At 54.1% G+C, this 21,625-nt stretch carries 21 protein-coding genes; 7 read left to right on the top strand and 14 right to left on the bottom strand.

The genetic code is table 11. The features are described from left to right. Positions 1–235 precede the first annotated feature (235 nt). Positions 236–697 (top strand): antitoxin Xre/MbcA/ParS toxin-binding domain-containing protein, encoded by a 462-nt coding sequence (locus CWS43_RS05900; protein WP_101075992.1) that lies wholly within the window; start codon positions 236–238, stop codon positions 695–697. Further along, positions 694–1,152 carry an RES family NAD+ phosphorylase gene (locus CWS43_RS05905; RefSeq protein ID WP_101075993.1) on the top strand — a complete coding sequence of 153 codons (459 nt, stop codon included), beginning with the start codon at positions 694–696 and terminating at the stop codon, positions 1,150–1,152. The genes CWS43_RS05900 and CWS43_RS05905 overlap by 4 nt, the downstream gene beginning before the upstream one ends. Before the next feature lie 48 nt (positions 1,153–1,200). On the opposite strand, the gene CWS43_RS05910 is transcribed toward CWS43_RS05905, so the two are convergent. Together CWS43_RS05910 and CWS43_RS05915 are read right to left on the bottom strand one after the other, a co-directional pair. Further along, positions 1,201–1,653: a DMT family transporter gene (locus CWS43_RS05910; RefSeq protein WP_101075994.1), complete on the bottom strand. Its 453-nt coding sequence runs from the start codon at positions 1,651–1,653 to the stop codon at positions 1,201–1,203. Positions 1,654–1,656: 3 nt separating this feature from the next. Further along, entirely contained in the window at positions 1,657–2,091 is a 435-nt protein-coding gene (locus CWS43_RS05915; protein WP_101076459.1) for a DMT family transporter, read from the bottom strand. Positions 2,092–2,208: 117 nt separating this feature from the next. Between CWS43_RS05915 and CWS43_RS05920 the strand changes: the two genes are divergently transcribed. Beyond that, positions 2,209–3,138: a LysR family transcriptional regulator gene (locus CWS43_RS05920; RefSeq protein WP_101075995.1), complete on the top strand. Its 930-nt coding sequence runs from the start codon at positions 2,209–2,211 to the stop codon at positions 3,136–3,138. Between the two features lie 690 nt (positions 3,139–3,828). Here CWS43_RS05920 and CWS43_RS05925 read toward each other — a convergent pair. The 4 genes from CWS43_RS05925 to betI all read right to left on the bottom strand — a co-directional run bounded on the left by CWS43_RS05925 (position 3,829) and on the right by betI (position 8,224). Continuing rightward, entirely contained in the window at positions 3,829–4,287 is a 459-nt protein-coding gene (locus CWS43_RS05925; protein ID WP_101075996.1) for a GNAT family N-acetyltransferase, read from the bottom strand. Between the two features lie 124 nt (positions 4,288–4,411). Beyond that, the gene (gene betA, locus CWS43_RS05930) at positions 4,412–6,097 is read right to left on the bottom strand and encodes a choline dehydrogenase (RefSeq protein WP_101075997.1); all 1,686 of its coding nucleotides are present in this window, start codon (positions 6,095–6,097) and stop codon (positions 4,412–4,414) included. Positions 6,098–6,121: 24 nt separating this feature from the next. Next, the gene (betB, locus tag CWS43_RS05935) at positions 6,122–7,591 is read right to left on the bottom strand and encodes a betaine-aldehyde dehydrogenase (RefSeq protein ID WP_101075998.1); all 1,470 of its coding nucleotides are present in this window, start codon (positions 7,589–7,591) and stop codon (positions 6,122–6,124) included. Positions 7,592–7,636: 45 nt separating this feature from the next. Beyond that, a complete protein-coding gene (gene betI, locus CWS43_RS05940; RefSeq protein ID WP_101075999.1) occupies positions 7,637–8,224 on the bottom strand; it encodes a transcriptional regulator BetI in 588 nt (195 codons plus the stop codon). Positions 8,225–8,460: 236 nt separating this feature from the next. Here betI and CWS43_RS05945 point away from each other — a divergent pair, with 236 nt between their 5' ends. Continuing rightward, complete coding sequence (locus CWS43_RS05945) at positions 8,461–10,515, top strand: choline transporter (RefSeq protein ID WP_101076000.1); 2,055 nt, start codon at positions 8,461–8,463, stop codon at positions 10,513–10,515. A 34-nt stretch (positions 10,516–10,549) separates the two neighbouring features. Here CWS43_RS05945 and CWS43_RS05950 read toward each other — a convergent pair whose 3' ends face one another. The 3 genes from CWS43_RS05950 to CWS43_RS05960 all read right to left on the bottom strand — a co-directional run bounded on the left by CWS43_RS05950 (position 10,550) and on the right by CWS43_RS05960 (position 12,248). Beyond that, positions 10,550–10,933, bottom strand: coding sequence for a type II toxin-antitoxin system death-on-curing family toxin (locus CWS43_RS05950; RefSeq protein ID WP_101076001.1), 384 nt, complete (start codon positions 10,931–10,933; stop codon positions 10,550–10,552). Continuing rightward, on the bottom strand, positions 10,930–11,151 hold the full coding sequence (locus CWS43_RS05955; RefSeq protein WP_101076002.1) for a type II toxin-antitoxin system Phd/YefM family antitoxin: 222 nt from the start codon (positions 11,149–11,151) through the stop codon (positions 10,930–10,932). The genes CWS43_RS05950 and CWS43_RS05955 overlap by 4 nt, the downstream gene beginning before the upstream one ends. A gap of 221 nt (positions 11,152–11,372) precedes the next feature. After that, the gene (locus tag CWS43_RS05960) at positions 11,373–12,248 is read right to left on the bottom strand and encodes an alpha/beta fold hydrolase (RefSeq protein ID WP_101076003.1); all 876 of its coding nucleotides are present in this window, start codon (positions 12,246–12,248) and stop codon (positions 11,373–11,375) included. A 171-nt stretch (positions 12,249–12,419) separates the two neighbouring features. Between CWS43_RS05960 and leuC the strand changes: the two genes are divergently transcribed. Both leuC and leuD read left to right on the top strand, forming a co-directional pair. Beyond that, positions 12,420–13,826, top strand: a complete 1,407-nt coding sequence (gene leuC, locus CWS43_RS05965; RefSeq protein WP_101076004.1) for a 3-isopropylmalate dehydratase large subunit — start codon at positions 12,420–12,422, stop codon at positions 13,824–13,826. Positions 13,827–13,836: 10 nt separating this feature from the next. Next, the gene (gene leuD, locus CWS43_RS05970) at positions 13,837–14,445 is read left to right on the top strand and encodes a 3-isopropylmalate dehydratase small subunit (RefSeq protein WP_101076005.1); all 609 of its coding nucleotides are present in this window, start codon (positions 13,837–13,839) and stop codon (positions 14,443–14,445) included. Positions 14,446–14,450: 5 nt separating this feature from the next. Here leuD and CWS43_RS05975 read toward each other — a convergent pair whose 3' ends face one another. From CWS43_RS05975 to CWS43_RS05995, 5 genes are all read right to left on the bottom strand, one after another. Next, on the bottom strand, positions 14,451–15,365 hold the full coding sequence (locus tag CWS43_RS05975; RefSeq protein ID WP_101076006.1) for a LysR substrate-binding domain-containing protein: 915 nt from the start codon (positions 15,363–15,365) through the stop codon (positions 14,451–14,453). A 24-nt stretch (positions 15,366–15,389) separates the two neighbouring features. Next, positions 15,390–16,496 carry an endonuclease/exonuclease/phosphatase family protein gene (locus tag CWS43_RS05980; protein WP_101076007.1) on the bottom strand — a complete coding sequence of 369 codons (1,107 nt, stop codon included), beginning with the start codon at positions 16,494–16,496 and terminating at the stop codon, positions 15,390–15,392. A 245-nt stretch (positions 16,497–16,741) separates the two neighbouring features. Beyond that, complete coding sequence (gene eptB / locus CWS43_RS05985; RefSeq protein WP_101076008.1) at positions 16,742–18,418, bottom strand: kdo(2)-lipid A phosphoethanolamine 7''-transferase; 1,677 nt, start codon at positions 18,416–18,418, stop codon at positions 16,742–16,744. A 235-nt stretch (positions 18,419–18,653) separates the two neighbouring features. Further along, entirely contained in the window at positions 18,654–20,099 is a 1,446-nt protein-coding gene (locus CWS43_RS05990; protein ID WP_101076009.1) for a heavy metal sensor histidine kinase, read from the bottom strand. Then, complete coding sequence (locus CWS43_RS05995) at positions 20,092–20,766, bottom strand: heavy metal response regulator transcription factor (protein WP_101076010.1); 675 nt, start codon at positions 20,764–20,766, stop codon at positions 20,092–20,094. Before CWS43_RS05995 ends, CWS43_RS05990 begins: the two co-directional genes overlap by 8 nt. A 212-nt stretch (positions 20,767–20,978) precedes the next feature. Between CWS43_RS05995 and CWS43_RS06000 the strand changes: the two genes are divergently transcribed. Continuing rightward, on the top strand, positions 20,979–21,602 hold the full coding sequence (locus tag CWS43_RS06000; RefSeq protein WP_101076011.1) for a hypothetical protein: 624 nt from the start codon (positions 20,979–20,981) through the stop codon (positions 21,600–21,602). Positions 21,603–21,625: the final 23 nt, after the last annotated feature.

The raw sequence follows: 21,625 nt of genomic DNA on the forward strand, positions 1-21,625 counted from the left end.
TTTCCAGTTACTTCCTACAAGAGTCGACTTTTCTTAGCTAATAAATAGATTTGGTCAAGGTTTGTCAATTTCTGTTTCATTCTGATACATCCTTAATGTGACATTGATCACATTTATGTTTCACGGTGATTTCATTCATATGTCAGCACTGTAAAAGAAAAAATGGTTACAAAACCAACAAACCGTTAATTGTCATGATATAGTAATGACAATTAACGGTGTGGAGGCCAGGATTATGAATTCAAAAACTACCGGGCTGTCTTCCAGACAAATGAAAGAGCCTGTAACGCCGCTCTGGCAAACTGCGGGGCTTCCCGCAGGCAGCGGAATCAGTTTGCTAAATGCCATACAGAAAGGATTTCCGGTTGATAGTATCAACCGACTGAACACAGAGCTTGGGTGGCCGAAAATGGTTTTGCTGGAAATAATGGGAATTAACGAACGCAATTATGCGCGGCGTAAAGCGGGAAACGGATTGCTGAAAAGCGATGAAAGCGAGCGCGTTGCTCGGCTGGTGCGCACCATCGATGCGGCGACGGATCTGTTTGAAGGCGATCGTATTGCGGCACTGGATTGGATAACCCGCCCGGCCCCTGCGCTGGCGGGTTCAAAGCCGCTGGAGCTTTTATCTTCCGAATCGGGAGCCGTTGAAGTGAACCGGCTGATTGGCCGTCTTCAGCACGGGGTTTTCAGTTGAAGCTGTTCCGCATTATTCAGACGCAGCATTTAGCCACAGCCTGGACGGGTGCCGGAGCCCAGATTTACGGCGGCCGCTGGAACCCGCCCGGCAGGCCAGTGGTTTATCTGACCACCAGCATTTCGCTGGCGATTCTGGAAATACTGGTGCATTTGCAAAACAGTATGCTGATGCATTCGTACACACTGCTCAGTATTGAAGTGACGCAAGCGCAGCTCGATACTTTAGAAGTCGACGAACTGGCGGCTGACTGGCGCAGCCCTTCCCCGCCGGACAGCACGCAGCGTCAGGGTGAAGCGTGGCTGGCAGACGGTGAATACGTCGGGCTGAGGGTTCCGTCAGTGATAGTCCCGACGGAATATAACGTGCTGCTCAATCCGCAGCATCCCGATTTCGCACAGTTGCTGGATTCCGTAGAACGCGAGCCCATGATGTTTGACCCGCGTCTGCAATAGTGAGTTTGCCAGTAACAAGGCATGAGGCAAATCGCCGCACTCACGTTCTTATGCTGCTTTCCGGTTGCTCCGGTAAATAAGCGCCAGTGCGATAATCAGGCAGGGGATCGCCGCGAGACGGTGCCATGACAGCGCGATTTGCGGGTTATCCAGCCAGCCGAAATTGTCGATGAGCATTCCCATCGCCAGTTGCCCTAAAATCACGGCGACCGTAGCGACCGCCGTCCCTACCCGCGGCACGGCTGTCACCATCACAATGATGTAAGGCACACCAAATAACGCGCCCATTAGCTGCCATTTGGGTACGGTGAGCAACGTTGCCTGCTGCGGCGTTTGCAGAAACAGAATCAGCACCGCCGTGATGGCCGCGCCGACGCTGAACGTCAGAAATGCGCTTTTCAGGACGCCGACCTTTTCGCCCAGTTGCCCGTTTACCGCCGCCTGCATACTCAGCGCCGCACCGGCCACGATAGCCAGAACAATCATAATCATTTCAGTCATTGGTTAACCCCAGGCAATCAGAACAAGTGCAGCAACAATAAACACCAGCGCCAGCAGGCGTTCACCGCCCACTTTTTTATGCGGTGTGCCAAACCAGCCGAAATGGTCGATCAGAACACTTTTCGCCACCTGCCCGGACAAAATCGCGATCATCGTCATCCCGATACCAATCACCGGTGTCGCAATAGTCAGCACCACGACATACACCGGCCCCAGCACGCCGCCGAGCAGTTGCCAGCCGGGTTGCTGAGTGTAAGAAGGCGCATTCCGCGGGCTGAAAAACAGCACCAGTAAACCGGTCAGCACCGCGCCGACGCCAAAAATGCTGAGCGTCGCCCATAAGTGCCCGACTTCTGTTCCCAGCGGGCCGATAAGCCCCGCCTCCAGTGAAAGCCCCATCCCCGCCAGAACGACCAGCGGAATTAACATCAGATTCATCATTGCCCTGTTCTCATTATTTTTACTGCCCGGTATTTAAGAAGCGGCGACTATAGCGTGACAACGTTATGCGAAAAACAGCACAATCAGGAAAATACCTTTGCAGGAATCGCACAGATGAAAAGCTTCAATCAGATCAACATCCAGTCTTTGCGCCTGTTTGTGGCGGTGCTCGACCAGGGGAATTTCTCCGAAGTGGCGCGACGCGAAGCGATGTCACCGTCCACGGTTTCACGCGTTATTGCCCAGCTGGAGCAGGCTTTACAGACGCAGTTGCTGTACCGCAACACGCGGGCGGTCAGCCCGACAGAATCCGGAAAGTTACTGGCGGAGCATGCGCGTCAGGTGCTGACGCAGCTGGATCTCGCCGAGCAGGATTTACAGGAACAAAGCAGCGAACCGGGCGGGCTGGTACGAATTAATGCGCCGGTAGTTTTTGGTCAGCGTCATGTTGCGCCCTGGCTGGCGGAACTGAGTACGCGTTTTCCCCGGCTGAACATCGAACTGATGCAGACGGATGATTTCATCGATCCGTTGCAGGACAGCGTCGATCTTCTTATCCGGATTGGCGTCATGGCCGATTCCACCCTTCAGGCACGAACGCTCGGGCACCAGAATTTCCGTCTCGCCGCCAGCCCGGCATATCTCGCCCGTGCGGGCATTCCTGCTACGCCGGACGATCTTTCAAACCACAGTTGTCTGGTTTTTAAAGGGTTTGCCGGTTCCCAGCGCTGGTACTTCCGCCAGCCGGAAAAAGAATGGCGTTCATGGAACCTGCGCGGCGCTCTCACCAGCAATAACGCTGAAACCCTGACGCAGGCAGCCATCGGCGGAATGGGGTTAGTGGTTTTCCCAACCTGGCTGATTGGCGATGCGCTGCGCGCCGGAACTCTGGTGAGCGTATTGCCTGAGTACCAGGTTTCCACGTCGCCGGAACCACAGACTATCTCGGCGTTGTATCCGAATGCCCGCAGGGCTTCAGTTAAGGTGCGGGTGGTGATTGATTATCTGGTGGAGAAGTTTGGGGAGCCAGCTTATTGGGAATGAGGCGGCTGCACCGGGGATTTCATATTTGATCGAGAAAATTTCGGTTTCTCATGAGCGGTGATCACTTAATTCATCGTGCCGAAACCGCCCAAAAGAGGCCAGGACGGGCCTCTCTTGGATCTCTCGCGTCTTTTCACTGCGCGCTACCGCTCGTTGGCATTGTTTCAGCAACTCCGGCGAGTGCCGCAAACGCCGCCGCTGCGCGGTTCTTTCGCTTCGGGTTCGAACCGGCTCGAAAAAACACTCTCGCTGTTTCTCACCACTCTCTCAACGTCGTTTTGAAAGCGGCCACAAGCTTTCTAATTCACAACCTCACCGCTAATTGTTTTTTAAAAAATGAACAGGCGGTTTCACCAGAAATTAAGTATGAAAACAGGATACCTTTGAATTTAGATAAGCCCCCAGCCGCTTTCAAAAATCACGCCGTAGCGAGAGGTGGAAAACCGCGTATCTGTTCGCGCGGTTTGTAACCCGAGAGGAGGGAACCGCGCAGCGGCGGGATTTTGCGGCAATAGCTGTGGCACCTGAAACATAGCCATCAAGCGGTAGCGCGCAGTTAAAAAAGCGCAGAGTCCAGAGACCCGCGCGTTACCGGGTCTTTGGTCGGTGTGGGCCGATGCCCACGACCTTGACGTTGGTGTGGGCCGACGCCCACGGTTTTGACCTTAAAGTTGAAGTTGAAATTGAAAACTAAACCTTAAACTCCATCCCTACATGCGCGATCCCATCTTCATCATAAATCTCCGTATACGCCACAAACCCCAGTCTGCCGTAAAACTGTTGTAAGTGCGCCTGCGCGGAAATCGCAATCCGCTCGCCCGGCCAGTGTTTCTGGCACGCCGCCAGCGCCTGTTCCATCAACTGGTAGCCCAGTTTCAGGCCACGGGCGGAAGGCGCGACGATCACACGTCCGATGGCGACGTCATCTTCATGACGCAAAATACGCGCATACGCCGCCGGTTTCCCGCCGAGCCATGCAACGATATGACGGTTTTCACCAGCCAGATCCTGCCCGTCGATATCCTGATAAACACAGGCTTGCTCAACCACAAACACTTCGCTGCGCAGGGCCAGAATGGCGTAAATCTGCGCGGCGTTAAGTTCGCTGTGATGATAATCCTGCCAGTGGAGAGAAGAAGATTCGCTCATGAATAGATGCCCCGCCCTTACCTGAATTCGCCGTTATCTGGCTGCAAAAAAAAAAGAGATATCCCGAAGAATATCTCTTTGTATCATGCCTTAAAGGCTATTTGTAACCAGCCTGTAAAAACATTCAGGCAGATTTTTTTAATGGTCCGGTGCGTACCGGCGCGTCGCCTGCGGTGTAGTAATCCGCCGTGCTGCGCGGCAAAGGCTGACGTCCGCGGATTTTGTCGGCAATCTTCTCGGCGATCATGATCGTCGTGGCGTTCAGGTTGCCGGTGATGATTTGCGGCATGATGGAAGCATCGACCACACGCAGCGCTTCGGTGCCGTGAACACGTCCCTGCCCGTCCACTACCGCCATGTCGTCGGTGCCCATTTTGCACGAACAGGACGGGTGGAACGCCGTTTCCGCATGTTCGCGGATAAACGCGTCCAGCTCTTCGTCGGTCTGCACATGTTTGCCCGGGCTGATTTCACGGCCACGATAAGCATCCAGCGCCGGTTGAGCCATGATTTCACGCGTGATGCGGATCGCATCGCGGAATTCCTGCCAGTCCTGCTCGCTCGCCATGTAGTTAAACAAAATGCTCGGATGCTGATGCGGATCTTTCGATTTCACCTGTATGCGTCCGCGGCTCGGTGAACGCATCGAGCCTACGTGCGCCTGGAAACCGTGCTCTTTCACCGCGTTACTGCCGTTGTAGTTAATCGCCACCGGCAGGAAGTGATACTGAATATTCGGCCACGCAAATTCTTCACGGCTGCGGATAAAGCCGCCCGCTTCGAACTGATTACTCGCGCCAACGCCGGTGCCTTTGAACAACCATTCCGCACCGATCGCGGGCTGATTGTGCATCTGCAAGGCCGGATACAGTGAAACCGGCCGGGTACAGCTGTATTGCAGGTACATTTCCAGGTGATCCTGCAAATTCTCGCCGACGCCCGGCAAATCATGCACCACCGGAATATCCAGCTTATTGAGCAATTCTGCCGGGCCAACGCCCGAACGTTGCAGAATTTGCGGAGAGGCTATCGCGCCGCTGCACAGCAACACTTCCCGCTTCGCTTTGGCCTTCACCGCTTTATCGCCGTCACCTTTGAAATAGCTGACGCCAACGGCGCGTTTGCCTTCAAAGAGGATTCTGTCGGTCATGGCGTGCGTGACGATAGTCAGGTTCGCGCGCGGTTTTGCCTGATCAAGATAACCGCGAGCGGTACTGGCGCGTCGACCTTTCGGCGTAACGGTCCGGTCCATCGGGCCAAAACCTTCCTGCTGATACCCGTTCAGATCGTCAGTGCGCGGATAACCGGCCTGAACGCCCGCTTCAATCATCGCGTGGAATAACGGATTGTTGCCTTTTTTAGGCGTCGCGACGCTCACCGGGCCATCGCCACCGTGAAAATCATTCGGGCCGATATCGCGGGTTTCTGCCTTGCGGAAATACGGCAGGCAATCCAGATAACTCCAGTCTTCCAGCCCCGGCGCTTTTGCCCAGTTGTCGAAATCCATCGCGTTACCGCGGATGTAACACATGCCATTGATCAGCGACGAACCACCCAGCCCTTTGCCGCGTCCGCATTCCATACGGCGGTTGTTCATGTGCGGCTCCGGGTCGGTTTCATACGCCCAGTTATAACGACGCCCCTGCAACGGGAAAGCCAGTGCGGCAGGCATCTGCGTGCGGAAATCCAGACGATAATCCGGGCCACCGGCTTCGAGCAGCAGTACATTGACGGCGCTGTCTTCGGTCAGTCGGGTGGCGAGTACGTTGCCGGCAGAACCGGCACCAATAATGATGTAATCGTAATCCATTAAAATCTCCTCTGTTGCGGCGGATTAAAAGACTGAGCTGAATTCGCCCAGTTCGACCTGCACGGATTTGATTTGGGTGTAATGCTCAAGCGTGGTGACGCCGTTTTCGCGCCCGACGCCGGAATGTTTGTAACCGCCCACCGGCATTTCTGCGGCGGATTCGCCCCAGGTGTTGATCCAGCAAATCCCGGCTTCCAGCTTGTGGATCACGCGATGCGCGCGGTTGAGATCTTGCGTGACCAGCCCGGCGGCCAGACCGTATTCGGTATCGTTGGCGCGGCGGATCACTTCTTCTTCGCTCTCATAGGTCAGGATGCTCATCACCGGCCCGAAGATTTCTTCACGGACGATCAGCATGTCATCTCGGCAGTCGGTAAAGACCGTCGGGGCAACGTAAGCGCCACGGGCAAAGTCGCCGGTGGTGACGCGTTCGCCGCCGGTCAGCAGCGTTGCGCCTTCGCGTTTACCGCTTTCGATATAACGCAGCACAGATTCCATGTGCGCGAAGCTGACCAGCGGGCCGAAGTTGACGTTCTCATCCGTCGGATCACCCAAACGAATGCGTTTCACGCGCTCGAGCACTTTGGCTTCGAAGGCTTTGTGCAGCGATTTCGGAATGAATACGCGCGTACCGTTGGTGCAGACCTGCCCCGAGCTGTAAAAATTCGCCATCATGGCGATGTCGGCAGCTTTATCGAGATCCGCGTCGTCAAAAATAATGAGCGGAGATTTGCCACCGAGTTCCATCGTTACTTCTTTCAGGGTCGATGCCGACGCGCTGGCCATCACTTTCTTGCCGGTTTTGATGCCGCCGGTGAAAGACACTTTGGCGATGTCAGGATGATCCGTTAATGCCTGCCCGACGTCTGCCGCACCGGTGACGACGCTGAATACGCCGTCCGGCACGCCGGCTTCGGTGTAAATTTCCGCCAGTTTCAGTGCGGTCAGTGACGTATTTTCACTTGGCTTGAAGACCATCGCGTTACCGGCCGCCAGCGCGGGTGCAGATTTCCACAACGCAATCTGAATCGGGTAATTCCACGCGCCGATCCCGGCCACCACGCCCAGCGGTTCGCGGCGGGTGTAGACAAAGGAAGAATCGCGCAGCGGGATCTGCTGGCCTTCGATGGCAGGAATTAATCCGGCGTAGTATTCCAGCACGTCTGCGCCGGTCACGATATCTACTGCCAGCGTTTCGGACAGCGGTTTACCGGTGTCGGCGGTTTCTATCGCCGCCAGCTCATCGTTGCGGTCGCGCAGAATATCTACCGCACGGCGCAGGATGCGCGAACGGCTCATGGCCGTCATCGCTGCCCAGACTTTCTGGCCTTTTTGCGCGGCTTTCACCGCCAGATCAACGTCTGCGTGCGTGGCGGATTGCACCTGCGCAATCACTTCGCCATTGGCCGGATTCACGGCGTCGAAGGTGTCATCCCCGGTACTGTCCTGAAAATGCCCGTTGATATAAAGTTTTTGCTTGCCGTAGCGGGACATAAATCTCTCCTCGGTCTGTGCGGTCTGATGGATTCTCTGCGTGAATTACGGCGTAACCAGCTGCGACTCAATGTGGCGGCGGGTAATTTGCATCGCCTCGGCGCGGTTAAATTCCTTACCGCTCAGCGCACCGCGCAGCCACAGGCCGTCAATCAGTGCAGCGGTACTTTGCGCCGCGAGTCGCGCTTCGCCTTTGGGCAGAAAATGCCTGAATTCAGAACATAAATTTGAATAGAGCCGGCGGCTGTTGACCTGTTGCAGCCGGTACAACTGCGGGTGATGCATGCTGCTCGCCCAGAAGGCCAGCCAGGTTTTCATCGCCGCGCTGTTGGTCTGACTGTCGTCAAAATTGGCTTCTGCAATCGCATGCAGCCGCGCCGTCGGTGCGGTATCCGTCAGTTGCGACAACCGCAACTGCACCCCTTCCCCCAGATGACTGAGCAGATAGCGCATGGTCGCTTCCAGCAGCCCATTCTTGTCACGAAAATAGTGACTGATGATGCCGTTGGAGACGCCTGCGCGGCGCGCAATTTGCGAAATCGAGGCATCGTGCATCCCGACTTCGTTCACTGCGGCCAGCGTTGCCTCAATCAATTGCTGCCGTCTGATGGGCTGCATTCCTACTTTGGGCATGGATCCGGCTCCTGAAAATGAGCGGGTTGAGACGCGCTTAAAAAACCGTTTTTTTACGCTTTCGTCCAACCTTGTTAACGCTCTGACGTCACCTATTTAACTTTTTTTTGATTGAACGTTCAATTAAAAATGCATATATTTTATTACCAATACGTTAGTATTTTGTATGATTATTGAGATGAATTTAGCGCCAATTTATTGAAAAACAGTGAATAATTAACAAGACAGGGGAAAAGATGGCGATTGCCGATACGAAAGAGAAATTACCTGAGAAACCACGTGACCAGCTCAACAAGGTGGTATTTTTCACCTCCGCCGGTCTGATTTTAGCCTTCACTTTGATGACCATTTTCTTCACCGATTTATCGGGAAAATGGATCAGCCTGACGCTCAACTGGGTATCCGCCACCTTCGGCTGGTATTACATGCTGGCGGCGACGCTGTACATCGTGTTTGTAGTGTTCATAGCCTGCTCGCGCTTCGGTTCGATCAAGTTAGGCCCTGAACAATCCAAACCCGAATTCAGCATGATGAGCTGGGCGGCGATGTTATTTGCTGCCGGGATCGGCATCGACCTGATGTTTTTCTCGGTCGCCGAACCGGTAACGCAATACATGTTACCGCCGGAAGGCAACGGCCAGACGCTGGAAGCCGCACGACAGGCGATGACCTGGACGTTGTTTCACTACGGGCTGACCGGCTGGGCGATGTACGCGCTGATGGGTATCGCGCTCGGGTATTTCAGCTACCGTTATAACCTGCCGCTGACCATCCGTTCGGCGCTCTACCCGATTTTTGGCAAGCGAATCAACGGGCCTATCGGCCACAGCGTGGATATCGCCGCCGTCGTCGGGACAATTTTTGGGATTGCAACAACGCTTGGGATCGGCGTTGTGCAGCTGAACTACGGGCTGAAAGTGCTGTTCCATATTCCGGAAAACCTGACCGTGCAGGCAGCGCTGATTTTGCTGTCGGTGATCATGGCGACGGTCTCGGTCACGTCCGGCGTGAATAAAGGCATCCGTATTCTTTCGGAGCTGAACGTGCTGCTGGCGCTGGGGCTGATTCTGTTCCTGCTGTTCTTCGGCAACACCGAATTCCTGCTGAACGCGCTGGTACTGAATATCGGCGATTACATCAACCGGTTTATGGGGATGACGCTGAACACCTTTGCGTTCGACCGCCCGACAGAGTGGATGAACAGCTGGACGCTGTTCTTCTGGGCGTGGTGGGTGGCGTGGTCGCCGTTTGTCGGCCTGTTCCTGGCGCGTATTTCCCGTGGCCGCACCATCCGCCAGTTTGTGCTGGGGACGCTTATCATCCCGTTCGTCTTCACCCTGCTGTGGCTGTCGATTTTCGGTAACAGCGCGCTGTATCAGATTCTGCACGGCAATCTGGATTTTGCGAACGAAGTGATCTCGCACCCTGAGCGCGGCGTTTACAGCCTGCTGGCGCAGTATCCGGGCTTTACGCTCAGTGCGTCTGTCGCGACCATCACCGGCCTGCTGTTTTATGTCACCTCGGCGGATTCCGGTTCGCTGGTACTGGGGAACTTCACCTCAAAACTGGCGGATATTAACAACGATGCGCCGAACTGGTTACGGATTTTCTGGTCAGTCACCATCGGCGTGCTGACGCTCGGCATGCTGATGACCGACGGCGTTTCTGCACTGCAAAACACCACGGTCATCATGGGGCTGCCGTTCAGTTTTGTGATTTTCTTCATCATGGCCGGGCTGTATAAATCCCTGCGTCTGGAAGATTACCGCCGCGCCAGCACCCAGCAATCGCTGGCACCGCTTCCGGCGACGAGCGACGCGGCGCTGAACTGGAAGCAACGCCTTTCACGGGTCATGAATTATCCGGGCACGCGCCATACACAAAAAATGATGGATACCGTGTGCCGTCCGGCGATGCAGGAAGTGGCGCAGGAACTGGAATTGCGCGGCGCGAAAGTCACGTTCAACGAACATGAGCCGCAGGAAGATGAAAAAATCGGGCCGCTGGAATTGCAGGTGGCGCTGGGCGAAGAGCAGAACTTTGTGTACCAGATCTGGCCGGTACGTTACGCGGTTCCGGCGTTTACCTACCGCGCCCGCGCCGGGAAATCGCACTATTACCGGCTGGAGACGTTCCTGCTAGAAGGCACGCAGGGCAATGACCTGATGGACTTCACCAAACATCAGGTGATCAATGACATTCTGGATCAGTACGAACGCCATCTGAATTTCCTGCATATTAACCGCGAAGCGCCGGGGAATACGCTGACATTCCCGGAACAACCGGTTTAACACAGACTCACAAAAACCCGCGAAAGCGGGTTTTTTAATGGTTAATCAGTAATCTTAGTTTCGCTGCGGCTTCAGGCAAGTTAACCGCACCTTCAGCACAATCAACGGTCAGCTGAACGAGTGAGTCGCTTTTGACCAGACTCACACCATTACGCCGGAGAAAAATCAGGACGACCATCAGCGCGGTTCGTTTGTTACCATCGGTGAAAACATGCCCTCGCGCCACAGCAATCAAATGCGCTGCCCCCAAAGTGATCACATCGCTGATACTTTCATATTCATGCAAATTGATAACTCTTGAGATAATTGCTTCTACCCTGCCCGGATCTGAAAAGCCTTGTACACCCGGAGGCGTCATTAGAATTCTTTCATGAAAACCTATTATCTCCTCTGCGGAAATAAATTTTAATTCATTCATCTGTCAGCCAAAGCACGTATCGCATCACCATGAACTCCCATCATTTCTTCGAATTCGCGGTCAAGCTTGTGTTTGAGGAATGCCGCATATTCTTCTGCACTGATGATCACAGCTGGCGCTTTACCCCGGCGGGTAATGGTGACTGGCTCACCCTCTGCAGCCATCTGAATAACATCAGCTAGATTTTGACGGGCATCGGTGTAGTTAAATTCTTTCATAATTATTTGCCCTTTACGTTAAAGGTACATAAAACATGTACAGGTAAAATGTACCTTTTAAACATCTGGCTGGCAAATTAAACATCGTTATGTCCTGTATAAATGATCGGCAGGACGCACTATTGGATATCAACTCATCTCATGCCAGCGGAATCGCCCATTTTTCCAGGACATCCCGCAAAACTGACTTCAGTTTAATGTTTGTCAGCTTAGCATGGCTTTTATCGCAAAAAAGGTAACACCTTCTCCAGCAGCAGTTCCGGTTGTTCTTCGGCAATATAATGGCCGCAAGGCAGCGCTTCCCCCTGCACGTCTTCCGCAACTTTGCGCCACTCTTCCAGCGGCGCAAAACATTGACCGACCGTGCCTTTCGCGCCCCAAAGCACCAGCAACGGACAACTCAGTTTGCGGGCTGCATCCAGATCTTCTTTGTCGTGTTGCAGGTCGATACTTGCCGACGCCCGGTAGTCCTCGCAAATCCCGCGCGCCGTTCCATTTTGTTGGAGACAGCGCAAATAATCTGCGTAAGCTTCGTCGGTGAAAGGCTGCATACCGCCGCTGCGGCTGCCCATGACGCTGCGCAGATACTGATCCGGATCGGCGGTGATCAGCGTTTCCGGCAGCGGCGCCGGGCGGATCAGGAAAAACCAGTGCCAGTAAGCACGGGCAAAAGCTTCATTGGTTTGCTGATACATAGAAAGCGTCGGCGCGATATCCATCAGCACCAGGCGTTTAACGGCCTGTGGATGATCCAGCGCCAGCCGGTGCGCCACGCGGGCACCCCGGTCATGGGCAATAACGCTGAACCGGCTGAAGCCGAGGGCGGCCATTAACTCCTGCTGGTCTCGCGCCATTTCGCGTTTGCTGTAGCGCAGATGTTCCGCATCGGGTTCGGGTTTGCCGCTGTCGCCATAGCCACGCAAATCGGCCAGAACGACGGTGAACTGAGACGTCAGAAACGGCGCGACTTTATGCCAGATAGCCTGTGTTTGCGGGTGTCCGTGCAGTAACAGCAGAGGCTCGCCCTGCCCGGCGATCCGGTAAGCGATCTCCGTTCCGCTGACCTGCATACGGCCTTGGGTAAAATGTTCAAACATGGGTGTTCTCCTTTTTTACCCATCTTAGTCGCTGGCTTTTCAGCAACAAGGTCACAAATGAAGATTGCCGCTTCACGATCTGTGTTTTGAGACACCACACTCAGGCCGTTGCCCGGGAACGGGTAATTTTGCGACGCTGGCATTATCCATTACGTTCATCAGGGCAATGAAATGAAGCCAAAAACGCTGTATGAAAAGCACATCGACAGCCACACCGTCCGCACGCTGGACGACAAAGGGCACGTGTTGCTGTACATCGACCGGCAGGTAATTAACGAATACACCAGCCCGCAGGCCTTCAGCGGTTTGCGCGACGCGGGCCGTCGCGTCTGGCGACCGGAAACATCACTGGCAGTGGTCGATCACGTCAATCCGACTGCGCCTTTGCGCACACGCCAGATGCCGGACGCCGGTGGCGCGCGGCAGGTTTCGTATCTGGCCGAGAACTGCGCAGAATTTGGTATTGAGCTGTTTGATATTCTTGATTCCCGCCAGGGCATTGAACACGTGGTCGCGCCGGAGCAGGGCTTTATCTTGCCGGGCATGGTGATTGCCGCCGGTGACAGCCACACCACTACCTATGGCGCGCTCGGCGCATTCGGTTTTGGTATCGGCACATCAGAAATTGAACATTTGCTGGCAACCCAGACGCTGGTCTACAAACGCCTGAAAACCCTGCGAGTGACGGTAAATGGCGAGCTGCACAACGGCATTACCGCCAAAGACGTGGTAATGGCGCTGGTGGCGAAAATCGGCGCTTCTGGAGCAACGGGTTATGCCATCGAGTTCTGCGGTCAGGGCATCGATATGCTGAGCGTCGAAGGCCGCATGACCATCTGCAATATGGCGGTGGAAGCCGGTGCGCGCGGAGCGTTTATGGCACCGGATGACAAAGTGTTTGCTTACCTGAAAGACAAACCCCGCGCGCCAAAAGGCCAGCAATGGCTGGAGGCCATCGACGTCTGGCGTACGCTGCGCAGTGACCCGGACGCCGTGTTTGACCGCGAAGTTGAGCTGAGCGCCGCAGATATCGCCCCGATGGTCAGCTGGGGAACCAGCCCGGATCAGGCATTGGCGATTGGCGGACACGTACCCGATCCGGAGTCTGAACCTGATGCCGCACGGCGCAAAGACCTGCAACGCGCACTCAGCTATATGGGATTACGTGCCGGGCAACCGCTTAACAGCATCGGTATCAGCCATGCCTTTATCGGCTCCTGCACCAATGCGCGCATTGAAGATTTGCGCGCCGCCGCCGACGTTGTGCGTGGCAAAAAAGTGGCGTCAGAGGTTCGGGCGATGATCGTTCCCGGCTCAAGCCAGGTGCGCGCGCAGGCCGAAGCCGAAGGGCTGGCGGAGATTTTTATTGAAGCCGGTTTTGAATGGCGGCAGTCCGGCTGTTCAATGTGTCTGGCAATGAATGACGACGTGTTGTCGCCGGGCGACCGGTGTGCGTCGAGCACCAACCGTAATTTCGAAGGCCGTCAGGGTGCCGGTGCGCGAACCCATCTGATGAGCCCGGCGATGGTTGCCGCCGCCGCAATTTGCGGCCATCTGACCGATGTTCGCGAAGTGTGAGGAGAAAAACATGCAAGCATTTACCGTGTTAACCGGCGCAGCCGCGCCCTTCCCGGCGGCCAACGTCGATACCGATGTGATTATGCCGAAGCAGTTTCTGAAAGGCATCGACCGCAGCGGTCTGGACCAGGGCGTTTTCTTTGATTTGCGCTTTCAGGCCGACGGCTCACCCGATCCGGCATTTATCCTCAACCAGCCCGGATGGCAGGAGGCCAAATTTCTGCTGGTCGGCCCGAACTTTGGCTGTGGCTCCAGCCGCGAACATGCGGTGTGGGGGCTGAAACAACTGGGAATACGGGCGCTGATCGGCACCACGTTTGCGGGGATCTTTTTCGACAACTGCCAGCGTAACGGCGTGCTCACCGTACAGCTCACACCCGATCAATGGGCACAGCTGGCTGAACAGATTATGCAGGCGGAAAGCAACAAAATTACCGTCGATTTACCGGCACAAACCATAAGCTTACACGACGGTAAAGAGATCGCTTTCAACATCGACGAACTCAGCAAAATGTCCCTGCTCAACGGGCTGGATGCGGTGGGGAATACGCTGCGATACAGCGATGAAATCCGTGAATTTCAGCAGGCGCATTTGCAGCGTAACCCGTGGCTGGCGTGAAAACGTTATTTCAGTAACTGGCTAAAGCGCTGATGCAGGAATTCAACGCAAACCCGCAGTTTTGCAGAATCTGCCAGCCGTGTGGGATAGACCGCCCAGACGCTGGCGGGCTGGGAAAACTGCGGTAAAACCTGCACCAGTTCGCCCCGGTCGATGTATGGCCGGACGTCCCACTCAGAGCGCAAAATAATTCCGTGGTGTTTCAGCGCCCACTGCAACACCACTTCGCCGCTGTTAGATGACAACACGCCTTTTACCCGGACGCGCTGTTCCTGCCCTTCTCCGGTCAGCGACCAGATGCCAAACGGGTTGTCACGTTCTCTGAGCACCAGACACTGGTGTTGCGTCAGGGCGTCCGGCGAACCGGGTTCGCCGTGCGTGGCCAGATACCGGGGAGACGCGCAAAGAATACGCTGATGCTGCGCGAGTTTTTTACCGATGTGTTGTTCGGGAATGTCATCGCCGACCAGAATTTCGAGATCAATGCCTTCGGCGACCAGATCAACAACCCGGTCAAACAGGTCGAGTCGCAGGTTAAGCTGCGGATAACGTTCGGCAAGTTCTGCAACTGCGGGCGCAACGTGGCAGCGTCCGAAACCGAACGAACTGCAAATATGCACGTTGCCGCGTACCTCGCTGCGGGAATCTGAAACATCACCAATAAACTGATCGAACGTGTCGAGAATTTGCAGCGCCCAGCGTTGCGCCCGTTCGCCATCTTCAGTCAGGCGAACGCCACGGGTCGAACGGTGCAGCAAACGGGCGTTCAGGGACTCTTCGAGGATCTGAATACGCTTACTGACATAGGCCGGAGACTGCCCGAGTTCGGTCGCCGCCGCAGCAAAGCTTTGCTTGTTCACCACCGCCAGAAAAACCCGTAAGTCTTCGGCCAGCGGCAAACGGTCACGTTCAGTGGTCATGGTTTAAGCCCGTAAGCCCTCACATTATTTGTTATTGGCAGGATTTTTATTGTGCGGATAGATATCCGTAAGTTTTACACCCGCCAGTTCCAATTTTTCCCTGGCTTCTTCCAGATCGTCGCTTTCGATTTCCAGCGGTTCCTGATCTTTCCCCTGACAAGGCGTCAGCGCAAGTTCGACCAGGATCGGGAAGTGATCGGAGCCCATGAAATCCAGCCGTTTCAGATCAATCAGCGTGAAGTCTTTGCTGTGGAAAACATGATCCAGCGGCCAGCGCAAAAACGGATAGCTGGCGTGAAAAGTATTGTACATACCCCGGCCACGACGCGGATCGAGCAATCCGCTGATTTTCATAAATAACCGGGTGGTGCGTGACCACGCCACGTCATTCAGGTCACCGGTCACGATGGTCGGGAAATGCGCTTTCGCGGCGGTATGCCCGACGGCGATCAGCTCGCCATCACGGGCGGTTGATTCATCCGCTTCGGTCGGGCTTGGCGGCCTCGGGTGCAGACAGTGAAGCACCACCTGTTCGCCCGACGGCAGTTCTGCGCGAAAATGCATGGAAGGAATATCTTTCGCCACCAGAAACTGAATCTGCTCGCCGTGCATCGGCAAACGCGAATAGACGTGCATACCGTAGAGGTTGTCCAGCGGGCAGCGCAGGCTGTGCGGGTAATCGGCCTCCAGCGGGGTCATCTGGTCCTCCCACCACTGGTCGGTTTCCAGCAGCACGATGATGTCCGGTTTATGTTCCTGAATCTGACTGAGTAACTGCGCGCTCTCCCGGTTGGTAGTGAGCACATTGCTGTTCATGATTTTGATACGCGAATGGCCGTTGGGCACCGTTTTCTTCACCTGTACCCGATATAAACGGGTGTAGGGCAGGATCCACCACCCCTGATACGCCATGCAGGCAACTGTCAGGATAATCACGATGCCGGTCAGCACGCCGTCAAACGGCAAAATCAGCAGTTCAGTCAGCAGAAAAAGCAGACAAAGGGAAACCATTTGCAGGCGCGGGAAATCCCACACACGCACCCACCAGCGCTGATTTTTGGAAAGAGGAAGCAGCGTCAGTAAGGTCATGATGACCGTCAGAACGCAGACGATAATTCGGAGTGCTTGCATCGGTTATCAGCCCTGATAAAGAGAAATCAATTAGTAATACCCTAGATAATTCGCATTGCAGGAAGGCGGCAAGCTGAGGAATCCCGATGAGCTGACATAAGTCAGTGATTCGGGTGAGTAAGCGTAGCCAACGCACATGCAACGTGAAGTATGACGGGAATTTTGTTAACCGATTGTGGCTTAAAAACAGGGAGGATGTCGCCGCCTTTTTCATTCATCAGAAAAAGGCGGCGGTTTTAGCGGTGTTACTTCGCGGCCTCAGCCTGAGCAGGCACATGGCACCAGTTATGCTGCTCGACGATCCCACCATTTGGTGAGGTATAACCGATACAACCCAGGATAGTGTCATACAGCTTTTCATGGAAAGCCGGCTTCTTCTCAGCCGCCATTTTTTGCAACTGCTCGAAACTGGCCCTGTTCTGATCGTTAGACAGGAATTTATCAGAAGCCCAGACCATGATCGGCACAGTGCGTTGCTCAATTGGCGCATGATCACGCGGCGTACCGTGGAAATGCATGCTTTTGGAAATCGATTCACCATGATCGGAGGCATAGAACACAATCGCATTCTTATCCCGCAATTGGTCGAATACCTGCGAAAGGAAATAATCTGTGTACAACAGCGAGTTATCGTAGGCGTTGATCATTTCTTCGGTAGAACAAGAATCATCAATACCCATACATTCCGGCTGATATTTGGCAAATGAGCGCGGATAACGTTCTGAATACAGGTAATGGGAGCCTTTGGTATGCAGAATAATCAGATGCTTACCCTCAGGATGATTCGCCATCGAATCTTTCATTTCGTCCACCAGCAGCATGTCATCCACCGGCTTACCTGCATTGCGTTTTTCTGACGCGATACTTTCGCGCAAGGAATAATCATCAGCCCGGGTTTTATTATAGAACCAGGCTTCACTTTGCATGGAGTAAAGCTCCGAACTCCAGCCATTGCTTTTCAGCACAGAAAAGACGTTGGCCTCTTTCAGGGTGCGCTGTGGCGCTTCAGATGCCCCGCCCTCGCGCACAAACATACAGCGCAGGGAAAGCTTGGTGGCGGTGTCGCACGAATACCCCTGCAAAGCGACGAGATTTTTCTCTTTATCGAGATTGGGTGTGTTATCGCGCTCATAGCCATACACGCCCATATGGTCACGGCGCGCACTCTCGCCAATGATAAAGATCACATACATATCTTTGGCATCAGCCGGTGCGTTATAGGTGAAATGCCTGGCGGGATCGTAAAGGTTTTTGTTGTCTTCCGCCTTGCTGTAGCTGCTATAGGAAAACAGACCCAGGGCAGAAAGCCAGTTAGACGGGGAGTAAGTGCCGGCGACCACTCCGCCATAACTTGCCGTCGTGCGGTTGTTCACTTTGTCGTGGCTGTCCTGCACTTTTCCCATCAGGCGAAGCGGCATGTAGCAAAGCAGACCGGAGAGCACCAACAGGCTGGTTTTCACCGCCATTTTTTTAAACGTAGTTTGCGTCAGTGCAGCACCGGGCATCTTACTTAGCCACAACAGCAGGACCGGAAGTAAACTCACCAACACCGTCCACGCCATAAAATGCGTACCGACAGATTCTTTCGACAAATCAATAGAATCTGATGCTAATGCCGCCGCCAAAATCCCGTAGCCGATATCGACGTTGAACAGAATCATGTAATAACTGGCTGCCGCCGAGGAAATCACAATGGCGCTCATCAGCACACGAAAAACCGTTTTGCCGGTATAAGAGAGGAGCATACAAAGGAAGTAAACCAGGGCAAAGCACGCCACCATCTCAACCACGACCGACAGCGCATTGTCATAATGCAACTGGTGATAACGACGGAAAAAAATCGGAAGGTTTAACAAAATCCCAAGATAAAGCGCAATGAAAACAGAAATGCTCTGCAGCGAAAGTGAACGTATTTTATGCATTAGTAATAAATGGCTCTTTTGTGAGTCTGTTTACGTCGTACTGACCGTTCGAACCGGAGGATGGAACCCACTCCTTTGGCTTATTCAGACCCCGGGACGAGCATTTTTGTTCAACTCTAAAGGCTTCTGCCATTGTGATAATGTAACTAAATTAACGAAACCCTTACTTATCAATAAGTAAAAAATGTCATTTCTTTAAAATTTTCTGAATTTTTTCGGAGCCGTTGAGGAATTATTAAGAAAGCTTGTGATCCTTTTCTGATATTTGGCCCGGGAACGACAACGTAAATATTGTCTCACCTTGCGCAGAACTGGTTACCCGAACACTTCCCTGATGCAGCGCCATGATGGCCTGAACGATGGATAATCCCAGGCCGCTCGAACTGCCCCCTTCGCTGCGCGATGCGTCGGCCCGGTAAAAGCGATCGAAAAGCTTGCTCAGTTTCTCCGGCAAAATGGGGGTTCCCTGGCTGATCACATGGATATTCATCCCTTTTGCGTCAGGCTCTGCGCGCAATACGATAGCGCTGCCTTCACGACCATAGCGCACAGCATTTGCCACCAGATTACTGAGCGCACGCTGAAACAGCATTGCATCAGCAAAGAGAACACCCTCACCTTCTCCCCGCAGCGTCATCTCGCGTTCATCAGCCAACCCTTCGAAATATTCTTGTATACGGGTAATTTCGGACGATACATCAATGCTGGTAATCGTCAGTACCGAACGCGCATCAGAAGCACGGGCAAGAAACAGGATGTTTTCCACCATGCGGGAAATACGTTCCAGCTCTTCCATATTGTTTGCCAGCAGCGTTTCATACTCTTCCACCGAGCGTGGCTGATACAACGCCACCTGGCAATGCCCCATCAGTGCGCCCACCGGCGTGCGGATTTCATGGGCCAGATCGGCGGAGAACTGCGTCAGACGCTGATAACCTTCTGAAAGTCTTTCCAGCATGTCGTTGAAAGAATGGATTAACAGCTGCAATTCCTGAGGTGCATTTTCCGTGCTGAGCCGGGTTGACAGGCTGGACGGATGAATTTGTGTGGCCTCCTGCGCCATGTTGCGCAGCGGCCGCAGCCCGCGGCGAATCACCATGTAGCCCAGCACAGCAATCAGCACATAGGCAAACAGCACCGCCGCAATAATTTCCCAGCGAAATGTTTCTAACAGGCGCGATTCTTCGGTCATGAAATGGCCGGAGGTAATTTCGACGAGCCGTCCGTCCTGTATTTTCACTGCCGCACGGGCGAAGCGCACCGGTGTGCCATCCGGCGCAGTCAGGGAATGCACTGTTTTGAGCGTCAGCGGCTCCCCTTCAGGCACCGGCGCAACCGGCGGCAAACTCAGGCGTGATGGGTTGACGTTAATCAGCGGTTTCTGATCTGCCAGGCGAAAAACCAGAATATCGCGCTCATTGCCCAGCATATTTTCAAACAGGCCAGGGTTGCGGCTCAGCTGAGACAAGGGGAATTCATTCGCCAGCAGATGGCGAAAATACTGAACACGCCCGCTGACCTGATAATCTGCACGGCGCACCAGCTCTTTATTCATCGAATAATAGAGATAAAAACCGACCGCGCTGATCACCAGCGAGGCAATCAGCGCAAACAATAATGTGGCACGCAATGTCAGTGACATCGCACGTTTTGGCATTTCAGGTTGCCGGGATTCAGTCATTGCGCACTTCGCATACATAACCGATGCCGCGTACGGTGTGGATTAGCTTCACATCAAAGGTGCGGTCAACTTTGCCGCGCAACCTTTTGATCGCGACATCCACAACGTTTGTGTCGCTGTCGAAATTCATATCCCACACCTGTGAGGCGATCATGGTCCGTGACAGCACTTCGCCCTCCCGGCGCATCAGCAGTTGCAACAACATGAATTCTTTATTGGTCAGTGCAATGGTTTGATCCTGCCGGGTCACACGACGTCTCAGCACGTCCAGATTCAGGTCAGCAACCGAATAAACATCAGGCTCACGGGCTGCAGGGCGACGTAACAGAGTGCGGATGCGCAGAACCAGTTCAGTGAAAGAGAAAGGCTTTATCAGATAATCATCCGCACCCAGTTCCAGCCCGTGAATACGATCCTGAACCTCATCGCGGGCGGTCAGAAACAGCACCGGAACATCGCTCTTTTTGCGCAGGACTTCCATCACCTGCCAGCCATCCAGGCCCGGCAGCATGACGTCGAGGATTACGGTGTCATAGCTCTCCTCCAGCGCCAGAAACAGGCCATCCGCGCCGTTACGTGCCAGATCCACGCTGTACCCCGCCTCCGTCAGCCCCTTTTTCAGGTAGTCGCCGGTGCTGACATCATCTTCTATCACCAGTATCCGCATTCAGGCCCTCAGCGCCGCAAGACCATTCTCCCAAAGAATGATTCAGAGGAAGTTTATCAGTTTCATCAGACACCTTTGATGACAATTTTGTCATCGATTTGTCACCAACCGATCCCAGTTTATCGTCCACTCTTAGAGAGGTCATTCATCACTGAAAGGTTCAGTGATTCATTTAACAGAATGAAATAACAAAAGAAACTGGAGAGTTAGCCATGAAAGCCACCACACGCCTTGCAGGTCTGTTACTCGGTTCCCTGCTGATGTGCAGCGGAATGACATCCGCTTTTGCCGCCGATAATGTGATCAAACCAACACGTGGAACCATTGATTCAGTTAATGACTCATCCGTACAAATTACTACCCGTCAGGGTGAAAAGCTCGACGTAAAGCTGACCGACCAGACCAAAATCAACGCCGTCACCAAAGGCCAGATCAGCGATATTAAAGCCGACAGCTTTATCGGTACAGCCGCCGTTCCGCAGGCCGACGGTACGCTGAAAGCACTGGAGGTTCACGTCTTCGCACCAAGCCTGCGCGGCAGCGGCGAAGGCTTCAACCCGTTTGAATCCGCTGACGGAAAAATCAATACCATGACCAACGGTACCGTCGGCAAGCTGGTGAACAGCAATGGCCGCACGCTCACCGTGAAATATCACGATGCGGAGAAAACCGTTGTCGTGCCTGATGATGTACCGGTTGTTCTGCTGGCACCGGGTGACCGCAGCCTGCTGAAACCAGGCACAAAAATCGTTCTGTTTGCGCTGAAAGATGACAAAGGGAACCTGGTTGCCCGCGGCATCGCGGCCGGTAAAGACGGCATCGCGCCACCGATGTAATCAGGCTGTTTAACAGGAGATTT

The sequence above is a fragment of the Rahnella sp. AA genome, from assembly GCF_002834385.1.
In the GTDB taxonomy this organism is placed as follows: domain Bacteria; phylum Pseudomonadota; class Gammaproteobacteria; order Enterobacterales; family Enterobacteriaceae; genus Rahnella.